The sequence below is a fragment of the Clostridium sp. YIM B02551 genome (assembly GCF_022324735.1).
GTDB lineage: Bacteria > Bacillota > Clostridia > Clostridiales > Clostridiaceae > Clostridium_T > Clostridium_T paridis.
The window spans coordinates 1-26,089 of the sequence record NZ_JAKGTF010000019.1 but is presented as its reverse complement, the minus strand read 5'-3'; the positions used below and the strand labels follow the sequence as shown (position 1 = coordinate 26,089).

The window sequence follows — 26,089 nt, the reverse complement described above, 5'->3', positions numbered from 1 at the left end:
AATTCTAAAATAAAACTATATTATAGTGAAAATGTTTCAGGTTCACCTTTAAATGAGCAAATAGTAGCAGTTCCTTTAGTAAAGTATAAAACTGCGAAAATTCCATCATCAACGCTGTACATATTTTTTAAAGCTGGAATTGTTTCAAGTGCACGCTCCTTAACTTCACGTCTATCATCATGTTTAACTTCACCAGCCAAACGAATCCATTGACCTTTATTCATACCAGAGATTTCAACCTTAGGATTTTCTAACATTTGTTTGAAACATTCTTTTGTATTGTTTGTAACAATGTATAACTTTCCTTCATGTTCAAATACAGCACCAAAGGGTCTAACCCTTGGTTGGTCTCCTTCAGTAGTGGCGATGTAAAAAGTACCACATTCCTTTAAAAATTCTAATGCTTTTTCCATATTATTGTTCCCCCTATTTATATGTGTTAAAATTAGTTATGGAATAATAATAGCATGTACAACTGAAATAGCAAGTACGATTTTTATATAATGTTAGTATCTAAAAGATACTAGGAAGGAAGAGAAAATGGAAAACTCAAAATGTCTTTTTGGAAAGTGTCCATATACTACAGCGCAGAAAGTATTTTCAGGGAAATGGTCGATTCTTATTATGTATCATTTGAGTGAAGGAGCCATTCGCTATGGAGAATTACAGAGAAGAATTGGAGATATCACACAAGCAACATTAACAAAGCAATTGAGGATGCTTGAGGAGTTTGGATTAGTCAGCCGATATATTTATTCTGAAATACCACCAAAGGTAGAATATTCACTTACGGATTTAGGACATGAATTTAAGCCTGTATTAGAGCAGTTTAAAATTTGGGGAGATAAATATATTAAATCCCTTGAAAATAAAGAAATTGAGTGACATGTCTTATGCAACTAATTAAGAGGGTGTAAAGGAGAGGTATTATGGCAAATATTTTTTTAAGGTTTCCAGAAGGTAGAAAAAAGGCACTTACCTTAAGTTATGATGATGGAGTTGAGCAAGATATAAAGCTAGTTGAGATTATGAATAAGTATGGGTTAAAAGGAACCTTTAACTTAAATAGCGGAATATATGCTGAAGAAGGAACAATTTACCCAGAAGGACAAGTTCATCGTAGAATGACAGAAAAACAGATTAATGAAACTTTTATGAATTCAGGTCATGAGATTGCAGTACATTCATTAACCCATCCATTTCTTGAACAATTACCTGTTCATATGGCTGTAAATGAAATAATAAAAGATAGAGAGAATTTAGAAAAGCAATTTGGAACAATTGTACGTGGAATGGCATATCCATATGGTACTTTTAGTGATGATGTGGTAGAAGCACTTAGATTATGTGGTTTAGCATATGCTAGAACTGTAATTCCATCAAAAGACTTCAAGATTCCTAGGGATTGGCTTAGGTTATCTGCAACTTGTCATCATACAGCGCCTGATTTTGAAGTGCTTACAAAGAAGTTTATTGAGGATAAAGTAACTCAAGGACCATATTTATTTTATTTATGGGGTCATAGTTATGAATTTGAAGCTAATGATAATTGGGGTTTAATTGAAGATTTTGCTAAGTATGTTGGAAACAGAGATGATATTTGGTACGCAACTAATATAGAGATTTATGACTATATTGATGCTTATAACAGATTGCAATTTAGTGTAGATGGTAGAAGAATAAAAAATCCTTCAAGTACATCAGTTTGGTTTGAGCATTCAGAGAAAATTATAAAAATAGAAGCAGGCGCAACTATAGAGATTTAAGGATAAATTTCTACTTCCTTTGGGATAATAAAATAAGCGATAAGCTTATAAATTAATAGAGGAAGTGGGCTAATGAAGATAGAAGGTTACTTTGAAAGCATAAAAAAAGCAAATGAGGCGGTTGAAAAGCTAAGAAACGCAGGGTTTAAAGGCGCATTCGTAGATATAAATGAACATAGGAACGAGGCATATTCACAAAGTGGTCTTGTAGGTTCAGATGAGATACCAAGTTTATCACAGGCTGTTTCTGGTGGAATAGGTAATAGAGAGGAGGGGGCAAATTCTCCTCTTGCAGCAGCAAGTCCTATGGCAAGTGGAATGGGCGGCTTTGATGAGATAGCTAGTATAAATTGCAAGGTAGTTGCAGAAGTAAGTGATAAAAATATAGAGGATGCAAAGAAAATAATCACTAGTATGGAAGGAACTACAGATGATCCGAATACTAAGATACCTAAGGGTCTTGATAATATAAATGAGGATGAATTAATATTAAGGAATTTAAAGGAATAATTATGAAGATGCAGAGTAAATGCATCTTCTTTTTATATAGATAGCTTGGTTCAGGAGTGTTTCAAGATAATGGGATTTGGTATATAATTGAAATAATAATGGCATGAAAGGAATTAGCCGATGAGAAAATATTTTTTAGATAATATTAGATGGATGAGCATTTTGCTTCTCATACCTTTCCATACTTGTATGATTTATAATAATTTTGGAGAGAACTTCTATGTGAAAAGTGATGGGATCCCTTTACTTACTGGATTTATACAAATAACATATCCATGGTTTATGCCTATATTATTCATTATAGCAGGAATGAGTTCTTGTTATGCACTCACCAAAAGATCTCCGAAGCAATACATTGATGAAAGAAAATCAAAATTATTAATTCCATTAATATCCGGAATTTTAGTATTAGTTCCGATACAAACTTTTTATGCCGAAAAGTTTCATAACGGATATAGTGGAGGCTATTTTCATCAATATATATTATTCTTCACAAAAATAAAAGATTTAACTGGATATACTGGAGGTTTAACACCAGCACATCTATGGTTTATTTTGTATTTGTATGTTATTTCTTTAATATCACTACCAATTATAATGAGATATCGAAAAAGTAATAAAAAGATACTGATGGACAAGCTTTCTTTAGTAAAGATACTTCCAATGTTTCTAATCTTTCTAATTATGAAACTTGTTTTAGATATAAGTGGAAAGAGCTTAGGCGAATATTTTGCTTTGTTTATGTTGGGGTATTTCATTCTTTCAGAAGACAGGGTTCAAGAGAAACTTGAAAAAAATAGATGGATGTTATTTATAGCATTAATATTGTTAACAACTTTGAACTTGATATTTCATAATGTATTAAAGTGCTCTTATGGAACTATATACGATATTTTTGAAGGATTTTTATCTTGGATTGGCATTCTAGCAATTCTTGGTATGGGAAAACATTATTTAAACTTTACAAATGGAATTACAAGTTATTTCACTAAGGCATCATTTCCTTTTTATGTTTTCCACCAATCATTTGTAGTATTAGTAGGGTATTATGCATTAAAAAATATATCTTCGATTAGTGTACAAGTGGTTACAATAATAGGAGGGAGTTTTTTACTAACAATATTAGCTTATGAAATTTTAAAAAGAATATCTGTTACAAGGTTTTTGTTTGGAATAAAGAAATAAAAAATTTTACTATAATTTTCATAACATTATAATTCCTATTTTGAAGAAAATAATAATATAAACTTACTATCTAGGAGGAAAAAATGTTATGGGAGAAAAAAAGGATGCATCTGTCTCTAGTCAACAACAAAAAGAAAAGAAGGCTAATAATAAGGGTACTAAACATAGTAAGAAAACACATAAAAAAGATTAGTTTTATAAGTAAAATAATTTTTAAGTTAGTAAAGAGAAGGGAATAGTTATATTTTATTACCTTCTCTTTTAATTTAACGTAAAGAATATATATAAAATGCTTAAAGTGTGGTAAAATATTCAATAAAATAATCTTATATAGAGGTGAGTTTATGGTTAAACATATAGTAATGTGGAAGCTACAAGATTTTGCAGAAGGAAAAAGTAAAGAAGAAAATGCTAAAATGATTAAAGAAGGATTAGAAAGCTTAATAAATAAAATAGATACATTAAAAGCCATAGAAGTAGGCATAAACATAAATGAAACTGCACAAGCTTTTGATATAGTGCTTTATTCAGAATTTGATACAGTAGAAGGACTAGATGTTTATCAAAATCATCCTGAACACTTAAAAGTTGCTGGATTTGTAAGAAGCGTTGTAAGTGAAAGAGTTGTGGCAGATTACGAAGTATAATAAACATATTACAAGAAAGCACTTACGTTTAATATATAACGATAAGTGTTTTTTTACTCTTTAAGAACTTATAATAATTATTAACCTAGCCAGAAAGAAGGGAAGAATATGAGTTGGGTAAATGATATCGAAAGATATAATCCTTATAATGAGCAAGAAAAAAAAGACAAGGAAATGATTCTATATTATATAAATGCATTTGAAAATGTCCTAACAAGAGAAAATGAAATTGCCCATATGACGAGTTCAGCTTTTGTATTAAATAAAGAAAGAGATAAGGTTCTTATGATTTATCATAATATATATGATTCTTGGGGATGGACAGGAGGACATTCAGATGGTGAGAAGGATCTATTAGCAGTAGCTATAAGGGAAGCAAGAGAAGAAACAGGAATAAGGATAGCTAATCCTATAACTACTGAAATATTTTCTCTAGATATATTACCTGTAGTAGGTCATGTGAAAAATGGTAATTATGTGTCTGCCCATCTGCACTTATCAGTAACATTCCTACTTGAAGCAGATGAAGAAGAGGAACTAGTAATTAAGGAAGATGAAAATAGTGGTGTTAAGTGGATTCCACTTGATGAGGTAGTGGATGTTAGTAATGAACCACATATGAAAAAAGTATATTCAAAAATAATTTCAAAGATTAAGTTACTTTAAAAAGTGGGGGATGTGTGTTTTGTTAAATCACGTAGGGACCAAGGTAATAGAAACTGAAAGGTTGAGACTTAGGCCTTTTAAGGTATGGGATGCTGAGGATATGCATAATAATTGGGCATCTGATGAGGAGGTTACTAGGTATTTAACTTGGCCAACTCATAAAACTATAGAAACTACGAAAAGGACTATAGAGAATTGGGTAAATGAATATAGTAATAATCAAAATTATAACTGGGCAATAGAATTAAAGGAAACTTGTAAGGTAATTGGTTCTATGAGTCTTATGAATATAGATAATCGCAATGAAAATTGTGAAGTTGGTTATTGTATAAGTAGGAAATTATGGGGACAGGGAATAGCGACAGAAGCCTTTAAAGCAATAATTAATTTTGCATTTAATGAAGTAGGTTTTGAAAGAATAACCGGAAGACATGCAATAGAAAATATAGCATCGGGAAAAGTTATGGAGAAATGTGGTTTGCAATATGAAGGTGTTTTAAGAAAGATAAATAAAAACAGTAAGGGAGAACTCGTAGACTGCAAATACTACTCTATTTTAAAAGAGGAATTATAAATTTATTTTCATAAGGAAGGTAAAATATGAAAGTTTATATAAGTGTAGATATCGAAGGTATAACAGGAGTTACAAGCTGGAGTGAAACAGAAAAAAATCATAGTGATTTTGATAGATTTGCAAATCAAATGACTAAAGAAGTTAAGGCGGCATGTGAAGGAGCTTTTGAATCTGGAGCTAGTGAAATATATGTAAAGGATGCACATGATAGTGCTAGAAATATTGATATTAATGAACTCCCTGAGTATGTAAAGCTTTCTAGTGGCTGGACTGGGGATCCTATGTGTATGGTGAGTGGAATAGATAGCAGTTTCGATGCAGCTTTATTTATTGGATATCACTCAAAAGCAGGCAGTGGGACTAGTCCCCTAGCACATACATTAAATACTTCAATATCACATATAAAAATAAATGATAATTATGTAAGCGAATTTTTAATTAATGCATATGCAGCTGCATTATATAATGTTCCAGTAGTTTTTGTCAGTGGAGATAAAGGATTAATTGAAGAGGTAACTTTAACTAATGGAAATATTAAAACTTTAGCTGTTAAAGAAGGTATAGGAGGAAGTACCATAAGTATTCATCCTAAGAAGTCAATAGAAGATACTAAATCATTAGTTAATAAAGCATTGAAAGAGGATTATAATTCTTGTAAAGTAATTTTGCCAAATGACTTTAAGGTCGAAATAGAATATCAGAAACATGAAACAGCATATAGAAACTCTTTTTACCCAGGAGTAAAATTAATTAATCCAAAGGCTATTGAATTTACTACAAATGATTACTATGAAGTATTAAGATTATTCCACTTCGTAGCTTAAGAGAAAATGGAGGTAATTAAATGAAAATAGCAAATGGAATTGATATGCTAGAAATAAAAGCAAATGTTATGGGAAGAGAAAGTAGTATTAATCCAGTACTACTATGGGATGAAAAAAACGTTATTTTAGTTGATACTGGATTTCCAGGTCAGATGAAGGGAATAAATGAAGCAATTGAAGCAGCAGGAATTGATGTTAATAGATTAGATACTATAATACTTACTCACCAAGATATTGATCATGTTGGAAATGCTTTAAGCTTTGTTAAAAGTTCGGAAAATGAAATAAAAGTTTTATGTCATGAAGTAGAGAAAAAATATATTCAAGGAGATGAAACTCCAGTTAAATTGGCGCAGTTAGAGAAAAACTTAAATTCGTTCCCAAATGAGATGAAAGATATGTATGAAAAACTTAAGGCAGGATTTGGCTTAAGTAAAGTAAAGATAGACAAAACGTTAAAAGATGGAGAAGAACTTACATTTGCAGGAGGCACTGAAGTAATCTATACCCCAGGTCATACACCAGGACATATTTGTCTATATATTAAAAAAGGAAAGATTCTTATTGCAGGAGATTTGCTGACTGTGAATGATGGGATTTTATCCAAAGCATCTCCAACTATAAATTATGATACAGATTTAAGTGATAAATCATTAGAGAAACTTAAAAAGTATGATATTGAAAAGGTTATATGCTATCATGGTGGGCTTTATGAAAAAAGTGTCAATGAAAGAATTAGTGAATTATCTCGATAAGCTTAAAGTATAATAGAGGGTGAAAGTATGTCCAGTAAAGATATTAATGAAATAGCAGAAGCATTTAATACCATAACAAAGTTTTTAGCTGCGAAAGACATAGAGGAATTATCTGCTGACGAACTGTTAAAAAAGTATGGGATTAAAAAAGTTGATTTGCTAGTTATTTTAGGAAATGCGATTCCATTTATAGCAGAAGAAGGTGCAAGAGCATTTAAAAATAACTTAGCACATGAAATAATGATAGTAGGGGGAGTGGGGCATTCTACTAAGTATTTAGTAAACAATATAAAAAACAGCGAAAAATATAAAGATATACACAGCGAAAATAGGGCAGAGGCAGACATATTAAAGGATATAATTATTAAATATGAAGAAGTTGAAGAAGAAAAGATAATTATTGAAAATAGATCAACTAATTGCGGGGCTAATGCTGATGAAGCTTATGAAGTTTTAAAAAGAAAGAGGTTGAATCCTAAAACTATTTTGCTAATGCAAGACCCAACAATGCAGTTAAGAACCTGTGAATGTTTTAAAGAAACATGGAAAAGTGAAGAGGTAGTTTTAATAAATTATGCAGCTTTTGTACCTCGATTAAGGGAAGCTCAAGGAAATCTTGAATTTGCAGATAATAATATTTATGGGCTTTGGGATATGGAGAGATTTATATCTCTTATTATGGGAGAAATACCAAGGTTAAGAGATGATGAAAAAGGATATGGCCCGAAAGGAAGTGGCTTTATAGGTCATGTAGATATACCAGAAGAAGTTAATAGGGCATATGAAATGTTAACTGATTTATATGCAGAATATATTAGATGATATATAATTAAGTATACAAAGGTATAAAGATGGAGGGGTTAAAGTGTTTTTGAAGGTTGGAGAAATCAGAGTATTTGTAGATAATAATACTAAAAGTGTTGTGAAGGATGTATATTTCACATATGCGGGATATAAGTGGAAAGATCCTAGAATTAAAAAAATTGTTGCAGGGTTTGGAAATAGTTCAGGCATAAATACTTCAGGTATTGAGGAGGAGACTGCTTTAGTAATGTATCACCTGGATAAAAATGGGAAAAAACATGAATATAAAATATATGAAAGATTATTCGCAGGGGAAAATAGAGAAATATTAGTTAAGATTAACAATATAAATGAAGATGGTAGCTTTGACATAAGTATTGATACAGAATATGATCATACAAGATAGAAGATGAATCGAAAGATTCATCTTTTTTTTATAATATAATAGACTACTAAAACTGTATCCATACATGTGCGTTTATACCTAATTGGAATATAATGTATATTAATGAAAGGGGGTATATTAATGAAAAGCAAAACAAGAAGAATTGTTTTAGTAGGAATGTTTGCAGCATTAGTATTTGTTGGCACATATATTAATATTCCGATTTATTATCCAGGTGGAAAGACCATGATACATTTAGGAACCACTGCTATTTTTATCGGAGCAATCTTTTTAGGGAAGGGTGCGGGACTCGCAGGAGGAATTGGCTCAGGACTTTTTGATTTATTAGATCCAGCATATGCAAGCATATCAATATTTACGTTTATTATTAAAGGATTAACAGGATTATTAGCAGGAGCTATTGCTTTTTCTGGGGGGAGAAAAGGTAACAATCATTTAATAAATGTAGTTGGATTTATTTTAGGAGGATCTGTATCATTAGGTGGATATTTTATATTAAATCTATTTCTATACGGATATGGCGGAGCAATTATGAGATTAGGTAGTTCATTAATTACTACATCAATTGCTATTATAATAACTATTCCTGTATCAATAGTACTAAGACCATTAATAAAGAAAAGTGGCATTAATTTATTAAATGACTTATAATGTACACAAATTAATATTAAGAATAATATAACAAAAAAGTCCAATATTATAGTTGGACTTTTTTGTTATTGCTTAAGAATTACTAATAATGAAAGAAAAACAAAGAATTTTATAGGAAATAAGTACAAATAGACAATAAATGGTTAATGACAACCTATAATAGCTTGAATATAAATTTGTTAAGAGTTATAAATAAACTTATAATAGGTTTATTGTAATTATTAATAAAAATCTACGGGGGATTATTATGGGGAGCTATAAAGCTAAAAATAGATATAATAGCGTGAGAGAGTTAATATACTTAATTATAATATATATTCTTTTAACACTATTAATAATTATATTGGCTTATAATGTGTATAGTAATATTATAGGAAATACGAGTATAGCATCAATTGTAAACTATCTAACTAAACTATTAAAAGTGATCTGATTAATTTGATGTACATCTATAACTAAAGAAGAGTACTAATTTTGCGTAAAAGGGGGCTTAATTTTGAAAAAAAGTAAGGATAGAGAATTTAGAAGGTTAAAAGACCAAATTGTTCATATAGAAGAACTAGTAAAAAACTCAAATAATAATAGTCTAATGGAACAAGAAGTTACTTTAAGGAAAAAAATTAAGCAATTAAAATCAATGAAAGATAACGGCTTTAGAGGTTATAAAGATGTATATTATGATTACATGGAAATATATAAATATGTGTCAAAAAGGATAATAGAAGATTATAATAGGAAAAATGGAACGGATTTTAGCTTTGAAAAGACTGTAAGTGAAGATTATGATGGATTTATAAAGTCAGGAATATTAAGTGTTCTTTTAACTAAACATATCCCGAGGATATTAGAAAGAGAATTTGATAAAGCTTTCCCTAAGGATCCTAAAGATGAATATAAAGAAACTAGGAAATTAAAGAGAAAGTTTTATTTACATTTGGGTGAAACGAATACTGGTAAAACCTATAATGCATTACAATCGTTGAAAAGTTCTACAAAAGGAGTATATCTTTCGCCACTTAGAATTTTAGCCTTGGAAAATTTCACAAGATTAAATATTGAAGGAGTCAAAACTAATCTAATTACTGGAGAGGAAGAAGAAATAATTGATGAAGCTACCCATCTATCTTGTACTATTGAGAAACTTAATATAGATGAAGAATATGATTTGGCAGTGATAGATGAAATTCAAATGATTGCTGATGATTTTAGGGGATTTGCTTGGACTAGAGCTATATTAGGAGTAAAGGCCAAAGAGGTTCATGTTTGTGGGGCATTAAATGCAAAAGATATATTAATAAAAATAATTAAATCCTGTGGGGATGAATATGAATTTTATGAATATAAAAGAGATATACCACTAATTGTAGAAGACAAATCATTTAAGCTTAAGAACGTTAAAGCTGGAGATGGTTTAGTAGTATTTTCTAAGAAGAAGGTTTTAGAGTTAGCTAAGTATTTAGTAGATAATGGGGTAAATGCTAGCGTTATTTATGGAGATTTGCCTCCAGAAGTTAGAAAAAAGCAATATAAGGCATTTATAGATGGAGATAATAAAGTGCTTGTAACTACTGATGCCATAGGAATGGGAGTAAACTTGCCGTTAAAAAGAATTGTATTTATGGATATAAGGAAATTTGATGGTAATCAAGTTAGAAATCTGACTTCTCAGGAAATAAAGCAAATTGCAGGGAGAGCAGGAAGAAAGGGAATATATAATGAAGGGTATGTATCAGCATATGGTGATAACATAGATTTTATTAGATATAATATTGAAACTAAAGATGAAGATATTTGGGAAGTGGTTTTAGGTCCAAGTGAAGCTATAATCAATATTAAAAATATTCCACTTAAAGATAAGCTTGCGCTTTGGAGCATCAGAGATGTAGAAGGTAAGATCTACAGAAAGATGGATATTAGCGAGTATATTATTAAGCTAGAAAATATAAAATATTATAAGTTATCTCAAATGGATGAGTGGAAATTGATGAAGATTCCGTTTGATGTTAGTGAAAGAGAGCTTATGGTAACCTTTTTAAACTATATAGATGAAATATTTATAGGGAAAAAGAAAGAACTAAGTAAGCCTAGAAATTTTATAAATGAATTAACAGATTGGGAAATATATTATCAAAAAATTGGCATATATTATTCCTTTGGTAAAAATTTCAACATAGAAATTGATAATGAATGGATAAAAGAAGAAAGAATAAAAGTAGGTAATAGAATAAATAAACTTTTAGGGGATATAAATAAAGATAATTATATAATTAAGATTGAAGAGGGCCTGTAAACTAACAGAGTCATTCATAAATCAGGGAACCAGCATAACAGTTTTTAATTGTTATGCTGGTTCTTTTATTTAAAGGGTATTAACTTAATAATCCCATTATTCCTTTCAAAGCACCTATATCAATAGTTACGTTCATTGATATGTCCCCTTTTTTAATACGAGCATTCTTTAAGATTAAACACTTATGTTAGTAATATAACGAACATTATGAGAAACCCTCGAATATTTTCAATATATTGGAAAAATAAACCGTGGATATATTAAAATAAGTATAAAAGAGCGATAGTGGAATAAAGTGTTCAAAAGAAATTATTGATAAATTAATAACTTGTATAACATTGGCATAAATGTTGCTTGATTTTTTAGTGTGGCATAAATTGTTATGCGAAACATAGTACATGGTAAATATATGAACAAGAAATGAACAAAAAGTTAATGCAAAAATCGTAAAAACTGATAAAATTATAGTACGCCAGAAAAATGTCGTAATCGGTCGAATATTATAAGTTAGAGGAGGATTAATTTTAAGTTCCCTATAGATTAAGAATAGAGGAGGGGTAATAAATGAGGGAAATAAGTGAGATCATTAGCAGCGAGGACAAAAAAAATCCTTATACAGATCAAGAACTTGCTGATATGTTATCAATGCCTAGGATAAAGGTTATAAATGAAAGAAATAAACTAAATATTCCAGACTCAAGGGATAGAAGAAAAGATATCTTACTAAAAGACTTGAGAGAAATACTATCATTAAATCCCAATGTGTCAGAAAGAAAGTTAACAGAATTAATGATAGATAGAGGATACAAAATTTCTAGGAATATTATTTCGAGAGTATTAAAGGAATTCGAGGAGGATTTTCTTCCAAGGGAAAAAGAAATAAGTGAAACTGAAGAAAGTTTACTACCTAAAATGCATACGCAAGATACAGGTTTCAATAAATTAATTGGAGCTAATGGAAGTTTGAAAAACAAAATAGATTTAGCTAAGGCGGCTATACTATATCCACCAAATGGACTTCATACATTAATTTATGGAGGAACAGGAGTAGGTAAGAGTGAACTAGCTGAATGTATGTATGAGTTTGCAGTCAGTAATAATGTAAAGTCAAAAGATGCACCATTTATAATATTTAACTGTGCAGATTATGCTGAAAATCCGAACCTATTAATTTCTCAATTGTTTGGTGTAGTTAAAGGTGCGTATACAGGTGCTAATGCTGATAGAGATGGATTGGTTGAAAAGGCTAACGGTGGAATATTATTCTTAGATGAAATTCATAGACTTCCACCAGAAGGGCAGGAAATACTATTCTATTTAATAGATAAGGGCAAGTATAGAAGATTAGGAGAAACTAATACAGAAAGAAAAGTAAACGTTCTTATATTAGGAGCAACAACAGAAAACCCTGAATCAAATCTATTATTAACATTTAGACGTAGAATTCCAATGCTTATAGAATTACCTAAATTAATAGATAGGCCTTTATCAGAAAGATTAGAAATATTAATAATGTTTTTAGTAAGAGAGGCAAATAGAATTAATAAGAATCTTTTAGTTTGTAGAGATGTTTTAATGAGTCTTATGTTATATAACTGTCAAGGAAATATTGGACAATTAAAAAGTGATGTACAAGTAATATGTGCTAAAAGTTATGTTAAGTATATGTCTAAAAATACTGATGAGGTAGTTATAGATTTAGAGGATTTAAGTAATTTCATTAAAAGTTCATTCTTAAAAGGTGGAACTGCGAATAAGACAGTAATGAATTTGGTTACAGATGATTTATATATTGATATAAAAAACATGGAAGGTTATAGAAATGAAATAAATCAATATATAAATGAAAATGAAATCTATCAATATATAGAAAATGAATATCAGACTCTTGAAAAGCAGGGGCTTAAGGTGGAGGAAATTGATGAGATACTCCATGAGAAAGTTGAAAATAAGCTTGGAAAGATAATGAATAATAAAAATATAGCAAAGCTTTTAAATATAAATGAGTTAAAGACAATTGTTAGACCAGAAGTTATAGATATAACTGAAGGGATACTTAAGATAGTAAGAGAAAAGTATCAGGTAATAAACAAGAGCTTCTTTATTGCACTCGCAATACACATTAATTTCACCATTGAAAGAATTTTAACTGGTAAAAAAATTATTAAATCAAACATCAATAAAAGTAGAAATGAATTGGTTCAGGAATTTGAGATAGCAGAAAAAATTAGAAGAATGATAGAAAAAGCAACAAAACTTAAAATTCCTGAGGATGAATGCGGATACATTGCTTTATATATTAAGAAATTCTGCTCAGATGAACTAATTTTAGAACCTAAGGTTAGGGTTATAATAATTACTCATGGACATGTGGCTGAAGGTATGGCTGAAGTTGCAAACCAGTTACTGGGTGTAGATGATGCTATTGGTATTGAGATTGAACTAGATGAATCACCAGAAGATGCTTTAGAAAGAACTATAAAGGTAGTAAAGCAGGTGGATGAAGGAAAAGGATGTTTATTGCTTGTTGATATGGGTTCACTTGGGGGGTTTGCATCTGTAGTACAAGAAGTGACAGGAATAAGAACAAAAACTATTGGAAGAGTGGATACACTTATAGCATTAGAAGCGGTAAGAAAGGCATCAATTGAAGGAGATAATTTAGATAATATAGTTAAAGAATTAAATGAAGCAAAAATATATAAAGGAACCTTCAAAAATGAGATTGCAAATAAAGAATTCTTAAAGAATAAGAAAAAAGCATTGGTGACAGTTTGCTTAACTGGGCAAGGAAATGCATTGAATATTAAAAAGTTTATTGAGAATCATCTTGATAGAAAAAATACAGGAATAAAAATATTCCCAATAGGCTTTATAGATCAACACGATATAGAAGAGGAAGTAAGTAGACTATCTGATGAATATGAAATAGTAGCAGTTTGCGGAACCATTAATCCTAAAGTTTCAAATGTACCATTTATTTCATACGAAAGCTTATTAAGTGGTAAGGGAATCAGTAGAATTGAAAAATTAATGGATCTATATATTGAAGAAGAAAAAGAAGAAGAGAAGGCAGAAAGTTTAGGAGAGTTAATTAATGAAGAACTTATCTATTTGGATTTAGATGCATTATCTAAGGAAGATGTAATAGATACAATGACACAAGCACTAGAAAACAAAGGATATGTTAATGGGAAATTTGCATTAAGCATTTACAAAAGAGAAGCCATGGGAAGTGGAATATTTAATAATAAGGTAGCTATTCCACATGGATTGCCAGAGAATGTTATAAAACCTGCCATATCAATTGCAAAACTAAAAAATCCAATACAGTGGGATAAGGATGTAATGGTAGATTTAGTTTTTATGTTGGCACTTAAAGAAAATAACAGAGATGAAATAAGAAAATTATTTTCTATGATTAGAGATGAAAACCTTTTAATTGAGCTGGCTTCAAAGGATTCAAATAAAGAAATAAAGAAAATGTTTTCATAAAATCAAAAGATGCCAAAAACTTGGCACGGAGATTGCTAAATAATATAGTGACTGGATTAGAAAGGAGAATAGAGATGGAAATAAGCAATTATATTAAGAAAGAATTGATAAAACTAAATCTACCATGTAAAAGCAGAAATGAAATGTTTCAGATGATGCATCAAGAAGCTTATAAGTATGGATACGTTGAAGAAGATTTCTTAGAAGGATTATTGTCAAGAGAAGAAGTTTTCCCAACAGGAATTAAATTATCTAACTACAGTGTAGCCATTCCTCATACTGAAGCAGAGTATGTTAAAAATCAATTTATATCAGTAGTTGTACCAGAAAATCCAATAAGATTTAAGCAAATGGATGATGAGACATTGGAAACTGAAGTAAGTTTAATATTCATGTTGGGTTTAAATAAACCGCATAGTCAACTAGAAGTATTAAAAGAATTAATGAGTTTAATTCAAAAGGAGGATGTTGTAAAGGAAATAATATCTGCAAAGGATGAGGAACAAGTAAAAGAGTTATTAACTAACATCACTTTAGAAAACGTATAAATAAAATTTTAGGAGGAATTAATTATGAAAAAACGTATTTTAGTAGCTTGTGGAGCAGGTATTGCAACTTCAACAGTAGTTTGTGACAGAGTAGAAAGATTGGTAAAAGATAATAAAGTTGATGCAGAAGTAAGACAATGTAAAATAGCTGAAGTAGTTTCATTACAAGACGAGGCAGATTTAATAGTTTCAACTACAATTTTACCAACAACTTATAAAATACCAGCTATTAAAGCAACAGCATATATAACTGGAATTGGTACTGAAAAGTTAGATCAACAAATATTAGATCAACTAAAGTAAAACGATTTAAATCTGTCTTTTTATATAAAAGTAGAAAGACAGTTTAAATAAAAATAAAAAAATTTAGGAGGTAAATTATAATGGATAAACTTATGGGAATTGTTCAATACATCTTAGGAATTGGACCAACGGCAATATTGCCAATCGCAATCTTAATTATCGGATTAATATTTGGAACAGGTTTCAAAAAAGCATTTAAATCAGGAATAATAATTGGTATTGGTTTCGTAGGAATTAATTTAGTAGCTGGACTTTTAACAGGAACATTAGGACCTGTAGCACAAGACATGGTTGCAAGATTTGGCTTGAACCTAACAGTAATAGATGCTGGATGGCCAGCAGCAGCTGCAGCAGCTTGGGCTTCACCAGTTGCAGCTATTCTTATACCAATATGTTTAGTAGTAAACTTAATAATGATTTTCTTTAAACTTACAAATACTCTTGATATTGATATCTGGAACTATTGGCACTTTGTTGCAGCAGGAGCAACTGGATATATAGTAACTGGTAGCTGGTGGTTTGCTATACTTTGTGCAGTATTATATGAAGTTATTGTTTTAGTAGTAGCAGATAAAACTGCACCAATGGTTAGAGATTTCTATGAACTTGAAGGTATATCACTTCCAACTGGATCTACTGCAGCTTTTGCACCTTTAGGATACTTAATCGGAAAAGTAGTAGAAAAAATACCTGGAATAAACAAATTACATGCAGATCCTGAGTCAATTCAAAAGAGATTTGGTATATTCGGAGAACCTATGATGATGGGTTTAATACTAGGATGTATACTTGGAGCACTTGCAGGTCAAGACGGTGGAGCAATATTTAAAACAGGTATATCAATGGCAGCAGTTATGCTTTTAATGCCAAGAATGGTAAAGATATTAATGGAAGGTTTAATTCCAATATCAGAAGCAGTTAAAAATATGCTTCAAAAGAAATATGCTGGTAGAGAATTATATATCGGTATAGATGCAGCTGTATCAGTTGGTCATCCATCAGTTATGGCTACAGCATTAATACTAGTTCCTATTACTTTATTATTAGCAGTAGTATTACCAGGAAATAAAGTATTACCTTTCGGAGACTTAGCAACTATACCTTTCTATATGGCGTTTATCGTTGGATTTAGAAAAGGAAATATTGTTCACTCTGTAATAACAGGAACTATATTGATAGCTATATCATTATTCATGGCAACAAACTTTGCAGATGTTCACACTTCAATGATGGCAAATGCAAACTTCCATATGCCAAATGGAGCAACTCAAATATCAAGTTTAGATATGGGTGGTAACTTATTTAACTGGTTAATATTAAAATTTGCAGAAGCAGCTAAAGCTATATTCTAGAATTTTAAATATATAAAATAATATAAATTTAGGAGGAGGAAATTATGAAGGCAGCAGTATTGCACTCAGTAGGAGATATAAGGTATGAAGACATTGACATAAAGCCTTATGGAGATGATGAAGTTAAAATAAAGGTTATGGCGGCAGGAATATGCGGGTCAGATCCTCCAAGAGCACTAAAGAATTGGAAATATCCTTTACCTGCTATCTTAGGACATGAGTTCGCAGGATATGTAGTGGAAAAAGGAAAGAATGTTACAAATGTTGAAGTTGGCGATAGAGTAGTGGCTATTCCATTCGAACCTTGTTATGAATGTGAATATTGTAAAAAAGGACACTTCTCACTTTGTGAAAATCATGGTATGTTAGGAGCTCAATCTTTTGGAGGTTTTGCTGAATTTGCAAATGTTAAGGCAGCGAATGTATTAAAGATTGGTGATATAGATTATGAAGAAGCAGCTATGATAGAGCCACTAGCAGTAGCACTACATGGAGTACTTAATATTAAACCACAACTAGGCGATGTAGTTGCAGTATTAGGGGCAGGTACAATAGGACAACTTACAATACAATGGCTTAAAGTTACAGGAGTTGAAAAGGTTATTGCAGTAGATATTTCAGATAAAAAAATAGCAGAAGCAATTAGCCTAGGTGCAGACATTGGAATAAATGCATTAAAAGAAAATCCTGTAGATAAAATATTGGAATTAACTAATGGATTAGGAGTAGATATTTGTATTGAGAGTGCAGGTTCTAAAATCACTCAAGAACAATGTTTACTAGTAACAAAGAAAAAAGGAAAAATAGGATTCCAAGGCATTGGACATGCAGGCATAGAATTATCAGAAAAAGCCTTTGAAGGAATCTTTAGAAAAGAATTAACATTACAAGGTTTCTGGAACTCATATTCGGCTCCATTCCCAGGTCAAGAATGGGTTAAGAGTATAGAATATGTAAAACAAAAGAAAATAAAACTTAAAGAGCTTATATCACATAGATTCTCTTTAGAAGATACAGCAAAAGCTTTCGAAATGATTAAAGAAAGAAAAGAAGAATATAACAAAATAATGATAGTTCAAGACTAGAGGAGGAATTAAAGTGAAGGCATTAACAAAGACTAAACCAGGATATGACAATATGGAGTTGTTAGATATTGAAGAGCCGAAGGCAGAGAAGAATTTAGTAAAGATAAAGGTTGAATATAGTGGTATATGCGGATCTGATCTTCACTCCTTCAAAGGTGAGTACGCTAATATAAAAACTCCAGTAGTATTAGGTCATGAATTCGCAGGTGTAGTAGTAGAAGTTGGAGAAGATGTTAAGAGCATTAAAGTTGGTGACAGAGTAACTAGCGAAACTACATTTGAAACTTGTGGAACATGCGACTTCTGTAAGAGCAAAGACTACAATCTATGTTCATCAAGAAGAGGAATAGGAACTCAAGTTAATGGAAGTTTTGCAGAATATGTTATCTCAAGAGAAGAAAGTGTACATGTTCTTCCAGACAATGTATCATCACTTTCAGCAGCATTAACAGAACCTCTTGCTTGTTGTGTGCATGCCGCTTTAGAAAAGACAACTGTAGTTAAGGATGATGTAGTTTTAGTATTTGGTCCAGGACCAATAGGATTACTTTTAAGCCAAGTGGCAAAATCACAAGGAGCTTATGTAGTCGTAGCAGGAGTTACAAAAGACAAAGAAAGATTGAATTTGGCAACTAAATTAGGAATAGACAGAGCTGTAGATATACAACAAGAAGATTTAGAGCAAATCGTAATGGAGAAAACCAACAACTACGGAGTAAATAAGGTTTTTGATTGTTCAGGTGTTATACATGCTGTAAATCAAGGATTGAAGCTTGTTAAGAAAAAAGGAGATTTCGTACAAGTTGGAATATTTGCTAAAACTCTAAATGAAATGAATCAAGAATTAATCATTCAAAGAGAAATTAGATACATTGGTTGTAGATCACAAAAACCAAGCTCATGGGAAATTTCTTTAGATCTTTTAAAGAACAAAAAGGTTGATACAGAAACTTTAGTTACTAAGATAGTAGACCTAGATAACTGGAGAGACGGAATAGATGCAGCAATGCAAGGCAATGAAATGAAAGTAGTTATTAGATCTTAATTTATAGAAGGAAGTGTTGTTATGAATGCTGATTTATTGAAAATACATTCGCAAAAAATAAGAGAAAAAATATTAGTGATGATAACAGAAGCTCAATCAGGACATCCAGGTGGATCTCTATCGATAGCTGATATATTAACAGTATTGTATTTTGAAAAAATGAATATAAATGTTGATGATTTAAGAGATCCTAATAGAGATAGATTTGTTCTAGCAAAAGGACATGCAGCTCCTGGATTATATGCAACATTAATGGAAAAAGGTGTTATCGGAGAAGAATGGCTTGGTAAACTAAGACAAATAAATTCTATATTACAAGGACATCCAGACATGAAAGCAATTCCTGGAATAGATATGTCAACTGGTTCTTTAGGACAAGGCTTATCTGCTGCAAATGGAATGGCATTAGCTGGAAAGGTTAAGAATAAGGAATATAGAGTATACACAATTTTAGGTGATGGAGAATGTCAAGAAGGACAAGTATGGGAAGCAGCAATGGCAGCAGCTCATTACAAATTAGACAACCTAACTGCATTTCTTGATTTCAATGGACTACAAATTGATGGTAAAAACTCAGACGTAATGAATATTAATCCAATAGATGAGAAGTTTAAAGCTTTCGGATGGAATGTAATAGTTATAGATGGACATGACCTTGAACAAATAGGAAATGCAATAGATGAAGCAAAAACAGTTAAAGGAAAACCAACTATGATTATTGCTAAGACTGTAAAAGGTAAAGGCGTATCATTTATGGAGAACAATGCAGGATGGCATGGAGTTGCACCAAGCAAGGAAGAACTAGTTGTAGCATTAAAGGAAATCAAGGGAGGTAATTAATATGAAAATGGCAACAAGAGAAGCATATGGCCAAGCTATATCAGAGTTAGGAAAAACTAATGAAAATATAGTAGTACTAGATGCGGATTTGTCAAAATCAACTAAAAGTGCAGATTTCAAGAAGGTTGCACCAGAAAGATTCTTTAATATGGGAATAGCTGAAGCTAATATGATTGGAACAGCTGCTGGTTTAGCAACTACTGGGTTAATACCATTTGCATCAACATTTGCAATGTTTGCTGCAGGAAGAGCTTTTGAACAAATAAGAAATTCAGTAGCTTATCCTAAGTTAAATGTTAAAGTGGTTGCAAGTCATGCTGGTATAACAGTTGGAGAAGATGGAGCATCACATCAAGCTATAGAAGATTTATCATTAATGAGAAGTATACCTGGAATGGTAGTTATAAATCCTAGCGATGGAGCAGAAACAAAAGAAGCTATAAAAGCAGCTGCTGAATATTACGGACCTGTATATATTAGAGTTGGTAGAATGGCTGTTGAGGATGTTCATCCAAATGGTTGCAACTTCAAAATTGGTAAAGGTGAATTACTGAAAGAAGGAAGCAAGGCTACTATTATAGCAACTGGAATTACTGTAGAAATGGCACTAGAAGCTAGTAATGAACTTGAAGCGGAAGGTATTGATGTATCAGTAGTTAACATGGCAACAATTAAACCTATAGATAAGGAACTAATTGTAGCAGAAGCTAAAAAGACTGGAAAAATAATAACTATAGAAGAGCACAGCATAATTGGTGGACTTGGATCTGCAGTATGTGAAGTAGTAAGTGAAGAAAATTTAGCAACAGTAAAAAGACTTGGAATGAATGATACATTCGGTCAATCAGGAAAACCAAAGGACTTAATGGAATTCTATGGACTTACAAAAGAACATTTAAAAGATGAAGTTAAAAAGATAGTTTTAGGTTAATTAAAAATATAGAGATATAAAATATAAAACGGGGGAGTAAGTTATGGAAGTAATAATTTCACCATCATTATTGTCAGCAAACGTATGTAATTATGGAGAAGATTTTAAAGTTTTTAATGAAAAAAATATCAAAGCAATACACATAGATATTATGGATGGACATTATGTTCCAAATCTATCCTTTGGATTAGATCAAGTAGCTGCATTAAGAAAGTTAACAGAGATTGAATTTGATGTTCACTTGATGGTAACAGATCCTGATAAATTTGTTGAACCACTAGTTGAAGCTGGAGCAAACAGCATAACAATACATGCTGAAGTTGCAACTCATATGTATAAGAGTATTCATTACCTAAAAAGTTTTGGTATTAAAGCAGGAGTAGCAGTAAACCCAGCAACACCAATAAGTTGTTTAGAGCATATTTATCCTCTAGTCAATAGAGTATTAATAATGTCAGTTGAACCAGGTTTTGGCGGACAATCATTCATCCCACTAGCTTTAGATAAAATTAAAGAACTTAATGAAATTAAGAAAAAAGGAAATTTTGATTTTACTATTCAAGTAGATGGGGGAATAACACTAGATAACATTAAAGAGGTTATAGATTGTGGAGCTAGAGACATTGTTATAGGGTCATCATTATTTAAACAAGACTTGTCTCAAAATATAGACTTGTTTGAAAATGTAATAAGCGAAATTAAGAATATCCCATAGCCCCCACATCAGAAAATATAAAGGTAGGAGAATATTGCGAGTATTCTCCTATTCTTTTATAAATTATACTACGTGAAAATAGTATTTACAATGAAAAATAACTTAGTAAGAATAGGAAGGTTGATATATATGAAAATTGCTATTGGCTGCGATCACGGCGGATTTAGATTGAAAAATGCTATAAAGGAATATTTAGCAGGAAAAAATATTGAAGTAGAAGATTTTGGGACTAATAATGCACAAAGTGTTAATTATCCTGAATATGCTATAAAGGTATCAAAATCAGTAATATCAAAGGAATGTGATCTTGGAATATTATGTTGTGGTACTGGAATAGGAATGTCAATAGCTGCAAATAAATTTAAAGGTATAAGAGCAGCAGTTGTTGGGGATACATTCTCAGCTAAAGCAACAAGAGAACATAATAATACTAATATTTTATGTTTAGGAGAAAGAGTAACCGGGGAAGGGCTAGCTTTAGATATAGTAGATACATGGATAAATGCAGAATTTCAAGGTGGACGTCATAGCGAAAGATTAGCTTTAGTAGAAAAAATAGAACAAGGTGAATTTTAATTAATAGCTAGGAGGAATTATTATGATGGAAGAGCTTAAGAGGCTTCAAAATGGTACTGATATTAGAGGAATAGCTATTGAAACTTCAGAACATAAAGTAAACCTTACACCTACAACTGTAAGATTTATTGGGAATGGATTTGTTAAATGGATTAAGAAAAATAAGAATAATGATGAGAAGATTAAGATTGCTATAGGAATGGATTCAAGATTATCAGGACCAGAAATCAGAGAAGCTTTAATTGATTTACTAATTAATGTTGGATGTGATGTGTATGATTGCGGAATGAGTACCACGCCAGCTATGTTCATGACAACAATTTTAGATGACTATAAATGTGATGGGGCTATAATGATTACTGCAAGTCACTTGCCTTATTTCTATAATGGGCTTAAGTTCTTTACTCCTAAAGGTGGATGTGAAAAGGAAGATATCAGTGAAATATTAGAAATAGCATGTGATTCTGAAATGATGTATACAACAAGAGGAGTATTAAGAATTGTTCGCTTTATAGATGAATATGCAAATATATTAGTAAATAAAATAAGAAGTGATGTGAAATCAAAAAATAATTATAACAAGCCACTACAAGACTTTAAAATAATTGTTGATGCTGGAAATGGAGCAGGCGGCTTTTTTGCAAATAAAGTATTAGAGGAGTTAGGAGCAGATATAGAAGGAAGTCAATTCTTAAATCCGGATGGCATGTTCCCTAATCATATTCCTAATCCAGAGAATAATGAGGCAATGAAAGCAATTAAGGAAGCAGTTTTAAAAAGTAAGGCAGATCTTGGGATAATATTTGATGCTGATGTTGATAGAGCTGCTATTGTTAGCTCAGATGGAATTGAGATTAATAGAAATGCGCTAATTGCACTAATATCAGCAATAGTTTTAGAAGAACATCCAAAGTCAATTATAGTTACAGATTCAGTAACATCTAATGGATTAAGAGATTTTATAACAGATCTAGGTGGAGTTCATCACAGATTTAAAAGAGGATATAGAAACGTAATAAATGAGTCTAAAAGGCTAAATGAAGAGGGAAAAGATAGTCAATTAGCTATCGAAACTTCAGGACATGCAGCCTTAAAAGAAAATTATTTCCTTGATGATGGAGCATATCTAATAGCTAAAATATTGATTAAAATGGCTAAGTTAAAAGAAGAAGGAGAAAACATAGCAACTTTAATTGATAGGCTTAAGAATCCATTGGAAAGTTCCGATGTTAGATTGAAAATAAAAACTGATGACTTTAAGGGTTATGGACAAAAAGTTATTAATGAGTTAAAAGAGTATGCATCATCAATAGATGGATGGAGTATTGAAGAAAAGAATTACGAAGGATTAAAGGTTAATTGTGATAAGAATAATGGAGATGGATGGCTATTATTAAGACTTTCATTACATGAACCTGTATTACCTTTAAATATTGAATCTGATTCTAAAGGTGGTATTAAAGATATACTTAAAATATTGAATCCTTTTATAGAAAAGTATGAGATGTTAGATTCATCAGATATGAAAGATATAGGATAGAATATAACATTGATATAAGGAGAAGAAAAAAATGTTCTTAGATACAGCAAATATAAACGAGATAAAAGAGATATCAGCTTTAGGATTTTTTAAAGGGGTTACGACTAATCCCACATTACTACTAAAGGAAAAAAAGAACAGGGAAGTTATTATAAATGAAATATATGAAGCTTATCCTAAAATGCTTTTTGTACAAGCGGTAGGAGAAACTCATGATGAAATTTATAATGACTGTAAAAGAATTCTACAGATTGATTCTACTCGAATTGTACTAAAAATTCCTGCAACAGTTGAAGGAATGAAAGTAATAACTTCTATAAAAAGAGAAAATAGGTATACTCCTATTTTGGCAACTGCTGTATGTTCAGTTGAGCAAGGAATAATTAGTGTGCTTGCAGGTTGTGATTATATTGCTCCTTATGTAAATAGAATGGAGAGTAACAATATTAATCCTTATGAGGTAATTAACAAAATAAGAAAGTATATTGACGAGAATAAGGTAGACACAAAAATTGTTGCAGCAAGTTTTAAGAATCCAAACCAAGTAAATGATGCAATTTTTTCAGGAGCACATACAGTAACAATACCTTATGATATATTAAATCAGATGTTAAATAAACAATTAGTAGTAGCTAGTGTTGATAAGTTCAATAAAGATGGGTATGAGCTTGAAGCATTAGGTAGATAGCAAAGGATTATTAGATAAAATCTATGGGGAGGTGTACTATATTGAAATTAGCAGCATCAATAATGTGTGCAAATCAGATAGAGTTATATAATGAACTAAAGAAATTAGAAGAAGCAAAAATAGATTTACTACATTGTGATGTAATGGATGGCATATTCGTAAATAACTTAGCTATGGGACCTTATGTTTTAGAAGCTATAAAAAAGTATACAAATATACCTCTAGACATACATTTAGCAACAGTGAATCCTGAAAAATATATAAAAATGTATGGATACTTAAAACCTGAGTATATATCTTTTCATATCGAAGCAAGTGAAAATGTTGAAAGAGATATATCATTATTAAGAGAATACGGAATAAAGCCTGCATTAGCAATTAGCCCAGAAACACCTGTCGAAAAGATAGAAAAGTATTTATCCATGGTTGATATGATATTAATGATGACAGTTGATCCAGGCTTTGCGGGTCAAAAATTTAGATATGAAGTTTTAGATAAAATTGATAAATTAAATGAAATGTTAAAAAAAAGTGCGAAGAGGCCAAAGATTGAAGTAGATGGGTGTATAAATAGCATAACAATGGAACACTTAAAGAATAGAAATGTAGATATATATGTACTAGGAACTTCAGCACTGTTTAATAATAATGGAATTAGCTTTAAGGATAAAGCTACTAAACTTCGAGCATAAACTCAGGAGTTTTAAAGCCTTTGTAGTTCATATAAATGAATTACAAAGGTTTTTATTTTAAAAGATGTGAAGTTTTGTGATAGGATTGGCTCTTAGTGGTATAATTTAAATAGTATACAAAACTTGAGGTGAAATTATGAGTATTGAAAGACTAAAAGAAATAATTAAAAATTCAAATAACATAGTATTCTTTGGGGGAGCAGGAGTATCTACTGAGTCTGGTATACCTGATTTTAGGAGTGCAAATGGTTTGTTTAATGAAAAATTAAATAGAACATTTACTCCAGAACAATTGGTGTCACATACCTTTTTCATGAGATACCCTGAAGAATTTTTTGCTTTTTATAAAGAGAAACTAATATATCAAGATGCTAAACCTAACGACGCTCACAAAGCTTTAGCAAAATTAGAGGAGATGGGGAAACTAAAAGCTGTGGTTACTCAAAATATAGATGGACTTCATCAAATGGCAGGAAGTAAAAATGTCTATGAACTTCACGGATCAGTTCATAGAAATTATTGTATGAAGTGTCATTCATTTTATGATGCAGACTTTATAGTTAATTCAAAAGGAGTGCCGACGTGCACTAAGTGTGGGGGAACTGTTAAACCTGACGTGGTTTTATATGAGGAAGGTTTAGACGAAGATACTATTAATGGAGCAGTTTCAGCTATAGCTAAAGCAGATACTTTAATCATTGGAGGAACTTCTCTTATGGTATATCCTGCAGCAGGACTAATTAAATACTTTAGTGGGAAGCATCTAATATTAATTAATAAAACATCTACTCAATATGATGGAGCGGCAGAGGTCGTAATTAATGAGAAGATTGGGGTGACTTTAAAACAAGTCATATAAATAAAAAGAACTCTAGCTACGGTTGGAGTTCTTTTTATTGTCGTAATAAGGGATTGATTTATAGGAGAAATTACAGAAAATTCATTAACTAGATAATAAATGATTATAAAATGCGGTATACATAACCTGGTGTATCAATAGTAAGAAAACTTAGAAAGTAATAGAAATTTAGAGTATTTAAGTGGTGAGGTGCAGAAAATAGATTTTCTGTAGAAAAATGACGAAATATATATGGTAAGATACTACTTGTCCCTAAGAGACACGGGGATAAACAAACAAATTGGTCTTTGAAAATTAAACAGAGTAAATGAAGTAAGATTTAGAAATAAACTTAAGTCAACG

28 protein-coding genes are annotated in these 26,089 nt (G+C 30.9%); 27 read left to right on the top strand and 1 reads right to left on the bottom strand.

Annotated elements, in window-relative coordinates; translation table 11 throughout:
* Positions 1-20: 20 nt before the first annotated feature.
* On the bottom strand, positions 21-413 hold the full coding sequence (locus tag L1S47_RS18675; RefSeq protein ID WP_238886121.1) for a pyridoxamine 5'-phosphate oxidase family protein: 393 nt from the start codon (positions 411-413) through the stop codon (positions 21-23).
* A gap of 127 nt (positions 414-540) precedes the next feature.
* Here L1S47_RS18675 and L1S47_RS18670 point away from each other — a divergent pair, with 127 nt between their 5' ends.
* The 27 genes from L1S47_RS18670 (at position 541) to L1S47_RS18540 (ending at position 25,747) form a co-directional block, all read left to right on the top strand.
* On the top strand, positions 541-885 hold the full coding sequence (locus tag L1S47_RS18670; protein ID WP_238886119.1) for a helix-turn-helix domain-containing protein: 345 nt from the start codon (positions 541-543) through the stop codon (positions 883-885).
* A gap of 44 nt (positions 886-929) precedes the next feature.
* The gene (locus tag L1S47_RS18665) at positions 930-1,766 is read left to right on the top strand and encodes a polysaccharide deacetylase family protein (protein ID WP_238886117.1); all 837 of its coding nucleotides are present in this window, start codon (positions 930-932) and stop codon (positions 1,764-1,766) included.
* A gap of 72 nt (positions 1,767-1,838) precedes the next feature.
* Positions 1,839-2,276, top strand: coding sequence for a hypothetical protein (locus tag L1S47_RS18660; RefSeq protein ID WP_238886115.1), 438 nt, complete (start codon positions 1,839-1,841; stop codon positions 2,274-2,276).
* 120 nt (positions 2,277-2,396) lie between these two features.
* Complete coding sequence (locus L1S47_RS18655; RefSeq protein ID WP_275297882.1) at positions 2,397-3,461, top strand: acyltransferase family protein; 1,065 nt, start codon at positions 2,397-2,399, stop codon at positions 3,459-3,461.
* 344 nt (positions 3,462-3,805) lie between these two features.
* On the top strand, positions 3,806-4,108 hold the full coding sequence (locus tag L1S47_RS18650) for a Dabb family protein (RefSeq protein WP_238886109.1): 303 nt from the start codon (positions 3,806-3,808) through the stop codon (positions 4,106-4,108).
* Between the two features lie 108 nt (positions 4,109-4,216).
* Positions 4,217-4,774 (top strand): NUDIX hydrolase, encoded by a 558-nt coding sequence (locus L1S47_RS18645; protein WP_238886107.1) that lies wholly within the window; start codon positions 4,217-4,219, stop codon positions 4,772-4,774.
* 19 nt (positions 4,775-4,793) lie between these two features.
* A complete protein-coding gene (locus L1S47_RS18640) occupies positions 4,794-5,348 on the top strand; it encodes a GNAT family N-acetyltransferase (protein WP_202765838.1) in 555 nt (184 codons plus the stop codon).
* 26 nt (positions 5,349-5,374) lie between these two features.
* A complete protein-coding gene (locus L1S47_RS18635) occupies positions 5,375-6,172 on the top strand; it encodes a M55 family metallopeptidase (protein WP_238886105.1) in 798 nt (265 codons plus the stop codon).
* A gap of 20 nt (positions 6,173-6,192) precedes the next feature.
* Positions 6,193-6,927, top strand: coding sequence for an MBL fold metallo-hydrolase (locus L1S47_RS18630; RefSeq protein ID WP_238886102.1), 735 nt, complete (start codon positions 6,193-6,195; stop codon positions 6,925-6,927).
* Between the two features lie 27 nt (positions 6,928-6,954).
* Entirely contained in the window at positions 6,955-7,749 is a 795-nt protein-coding gene (locus L1S47_RS18625) for an ElyC/SanA/YdcF family protein (protein WP_238886100.1), read from the top strand.
* 43 nt (positions 7,750-7,792) lie between these two features.
* The gene (locus L1S47_RS18620) at positions 7,793-8,137 is read left to right on the top strand and encodes a hypothetical protein (protein ID WP_238886098.1); all 345 of its coding nucleotides are present in this window, start codon (positions 7,793-7,795) and stop codon (positions 8,135-8,137) included.
* 120 nt (positions 8,138-8,257) lie between these two features.
* Positions 8,258-8,788 carry an ECF transporter S component gene (locus L1S47_RS18615; RefSeq protein WP_238886096.1) on the top strand — a complete coding sequence of 177 codons (531 nt, stop codon included), beginning with the start codon at positions 8,258-8,260 and terminating at the stop codon, positions 8,786-8,788.
* 493 nt (positions 8,789-9,281) lie between these two features.
* Positions 9,282-11,078 (top strand): DEAD/DEAH box helicase, encoded by a 1,797-nt coding sequence (locus L1S47_RS18610; protein ID WP_238886199.1) that lies wholly within the window; start codon positions 9,282-9,284, stop codon positions 11,076-11,078.
* Between the two features lie 564 nt (positions 11,079-11,642).
* Complete coding sequence (locus L1S47_RS18605; protein WP_238886093.1) at positions 11,643-14,573, top strand: sigma 54-interacting transcriptional regulator; 2,931 nt, start codon at positions 11,643-11,645, stop codon at positions 14,571-14,573.
* Between the two features lie 74 nt (positions 14,574-14,647).
* Positions 14,648-15,121 (top strand): PTS sugar transporter subunit IIA, encoded by a 474-nt coding sequence (locus tag L1S47_RS18600; protein ID WP_202765845.1) that lies wholly within the window; start codon positions 14,648-14,650, stop codon positions 15,119-15,121.
* A 24-nt stretch (positions 15,122-15,145) separates the two neighbouring features.
* Complete coding sequence (locus L1S47_RS18595) at positions 15,146-15,424, top strand: PTS sugar transporter subunit IIB (protein ID WP_207753567.1); 279 nt, start codon at positions 15,146-15,148, stop codon at positions 15,422-15,424.
* A gap of 80 nt (positions 15,425-15,504) precedes the next feature.
* A complete protein-coding gene (locus L1S47_RS18590) occupies positions 15,505-16,776 on the top strand; it encodes a PTS galactitol transporter subunit IIC (protein ID WP_238886086.1) in 1,272 nt (423 codons plus the stop codon).
* A 44-nt stretch (positions 16,777-16,820) separates the two neighbouring features.
* On the top strand, positions 16,821-17,861 hold the full coding sequence (locus L1S47_RS18585; protein WP_238886084.1) for a galactitol-1-phosphate 5-dehydrogenase: 1,041 nt from the start codon (positions 16,821-16,823) through the stop codon (positions 17,859-17,861).
* Positions 17,862-17,874: 13 nt separating this feature from the next.
* The gene (locus tag L1S47_RS18580) at positions 17,875-18,906 is read left to right on the top strand and encodes a zinc-binding dehydrogenase (RefSeq protein WP_238886082.1); all 1,032 of its coding nucleotides are present in this window, start codon (positions 17,875-17,877) and stop codon (positions 18,904-18,906) included.
* Positions 18,907-18,927: 21 nt separating this feature from the next.
* Positions 18,928-19,746 carry a transketolase gene (locus L1S47_RS18575; protein WP_238886080.1) on the top strand — a complete coding sequence of 273 codons (819 nt, stop codon included), beginning with the start codon at positions 18,928-18,930 and terminating at the stop codon, positions 19,744-19,746.
* Entirely contained in the window at positions 19,742-20,677 is a 936-nt protein-coding gene (locus tag L1S47_RS18570) for a transketolase family protein (RefSeq protein ID WP_238886197.1), read from the top strand. The genes L1S47_RS18575 and L1S47_RS18570 overlap by 5 nt, the downstream gene beginning before the upstream one ends.
* A gap of 43 nt (positions 20,678-20,720) precedes the next feature.
* A complete protein-coding gene (gene rpe, locus L1S47_RS18565) occupies positions 20,721-21,392 on the top strand; it encodes a ribulose-phosphate 3-epimerase (RefSeq protein ID WP_238886077.1) in 672 nt (223 codons plus the stop codon).
* Between the two features lie 129 nt (positions 21,393-21,521).
* Complete coding sequence (gene rpiB / locus L1S47_RS18560) at positions 21,522-21,968, top strand: ribose 5-phosphate isomerase B (protein ID WP_202765858.1); 447 nt, start codon at positions 21,522-21,524, stop codon at positions 21,966-21,968.
* Between the two features lie 22 nt (positions 21,969-21,990).
* Complete coding sequence (locus L1S47_RS18555; RefSeq protein WP_238886068.1) at positions 21,991-23,508, top strand: phosphomannomutase/phosphoglucomutase; 1,518 nt, start codon at positions 21,991-21,993, stop codon at positions 23,506-23,508.
* Between the two features lie 31 nt (positions 23,509-23,539).
* On the top strand, positions 23,540-24,196 hold the full coding sequence (locus tag L1S47_RS18550) for a transaldolase family protein (RefSeq protein WP_238886066.1): 657 nt from the start codon (positions 23,540-23,542) through the stop codon (positions 24,194-24,196).
* A gap of 41 nt (positions 24,197-24,237) precedes the next feature.
* On the top strand, positions 24,238-24,888 hold the full coding sequence (locus L1S47_RS18545; protein WP_238886064.1) for a ribulose-phosphate 3-epimerase: 651 nt from the start codon (positions 24,238-24,240) through the stop codon (positions 24,886-24,888).
* Between the two features lie 136 nt (positions 24,889-25,024).
* A complete protein-coding gene (locus tag L1S47_RS18540) occupies positions 25,025-25,747 on the top strand; it encodes an NAD-dependent protein deacylase (protein WP_238886062.1) in 723 nt (240 codons plus the stop codon).
* The last annotated feature ends 342 nt before the right edge of the window (positions 25,748-26,089 follow it).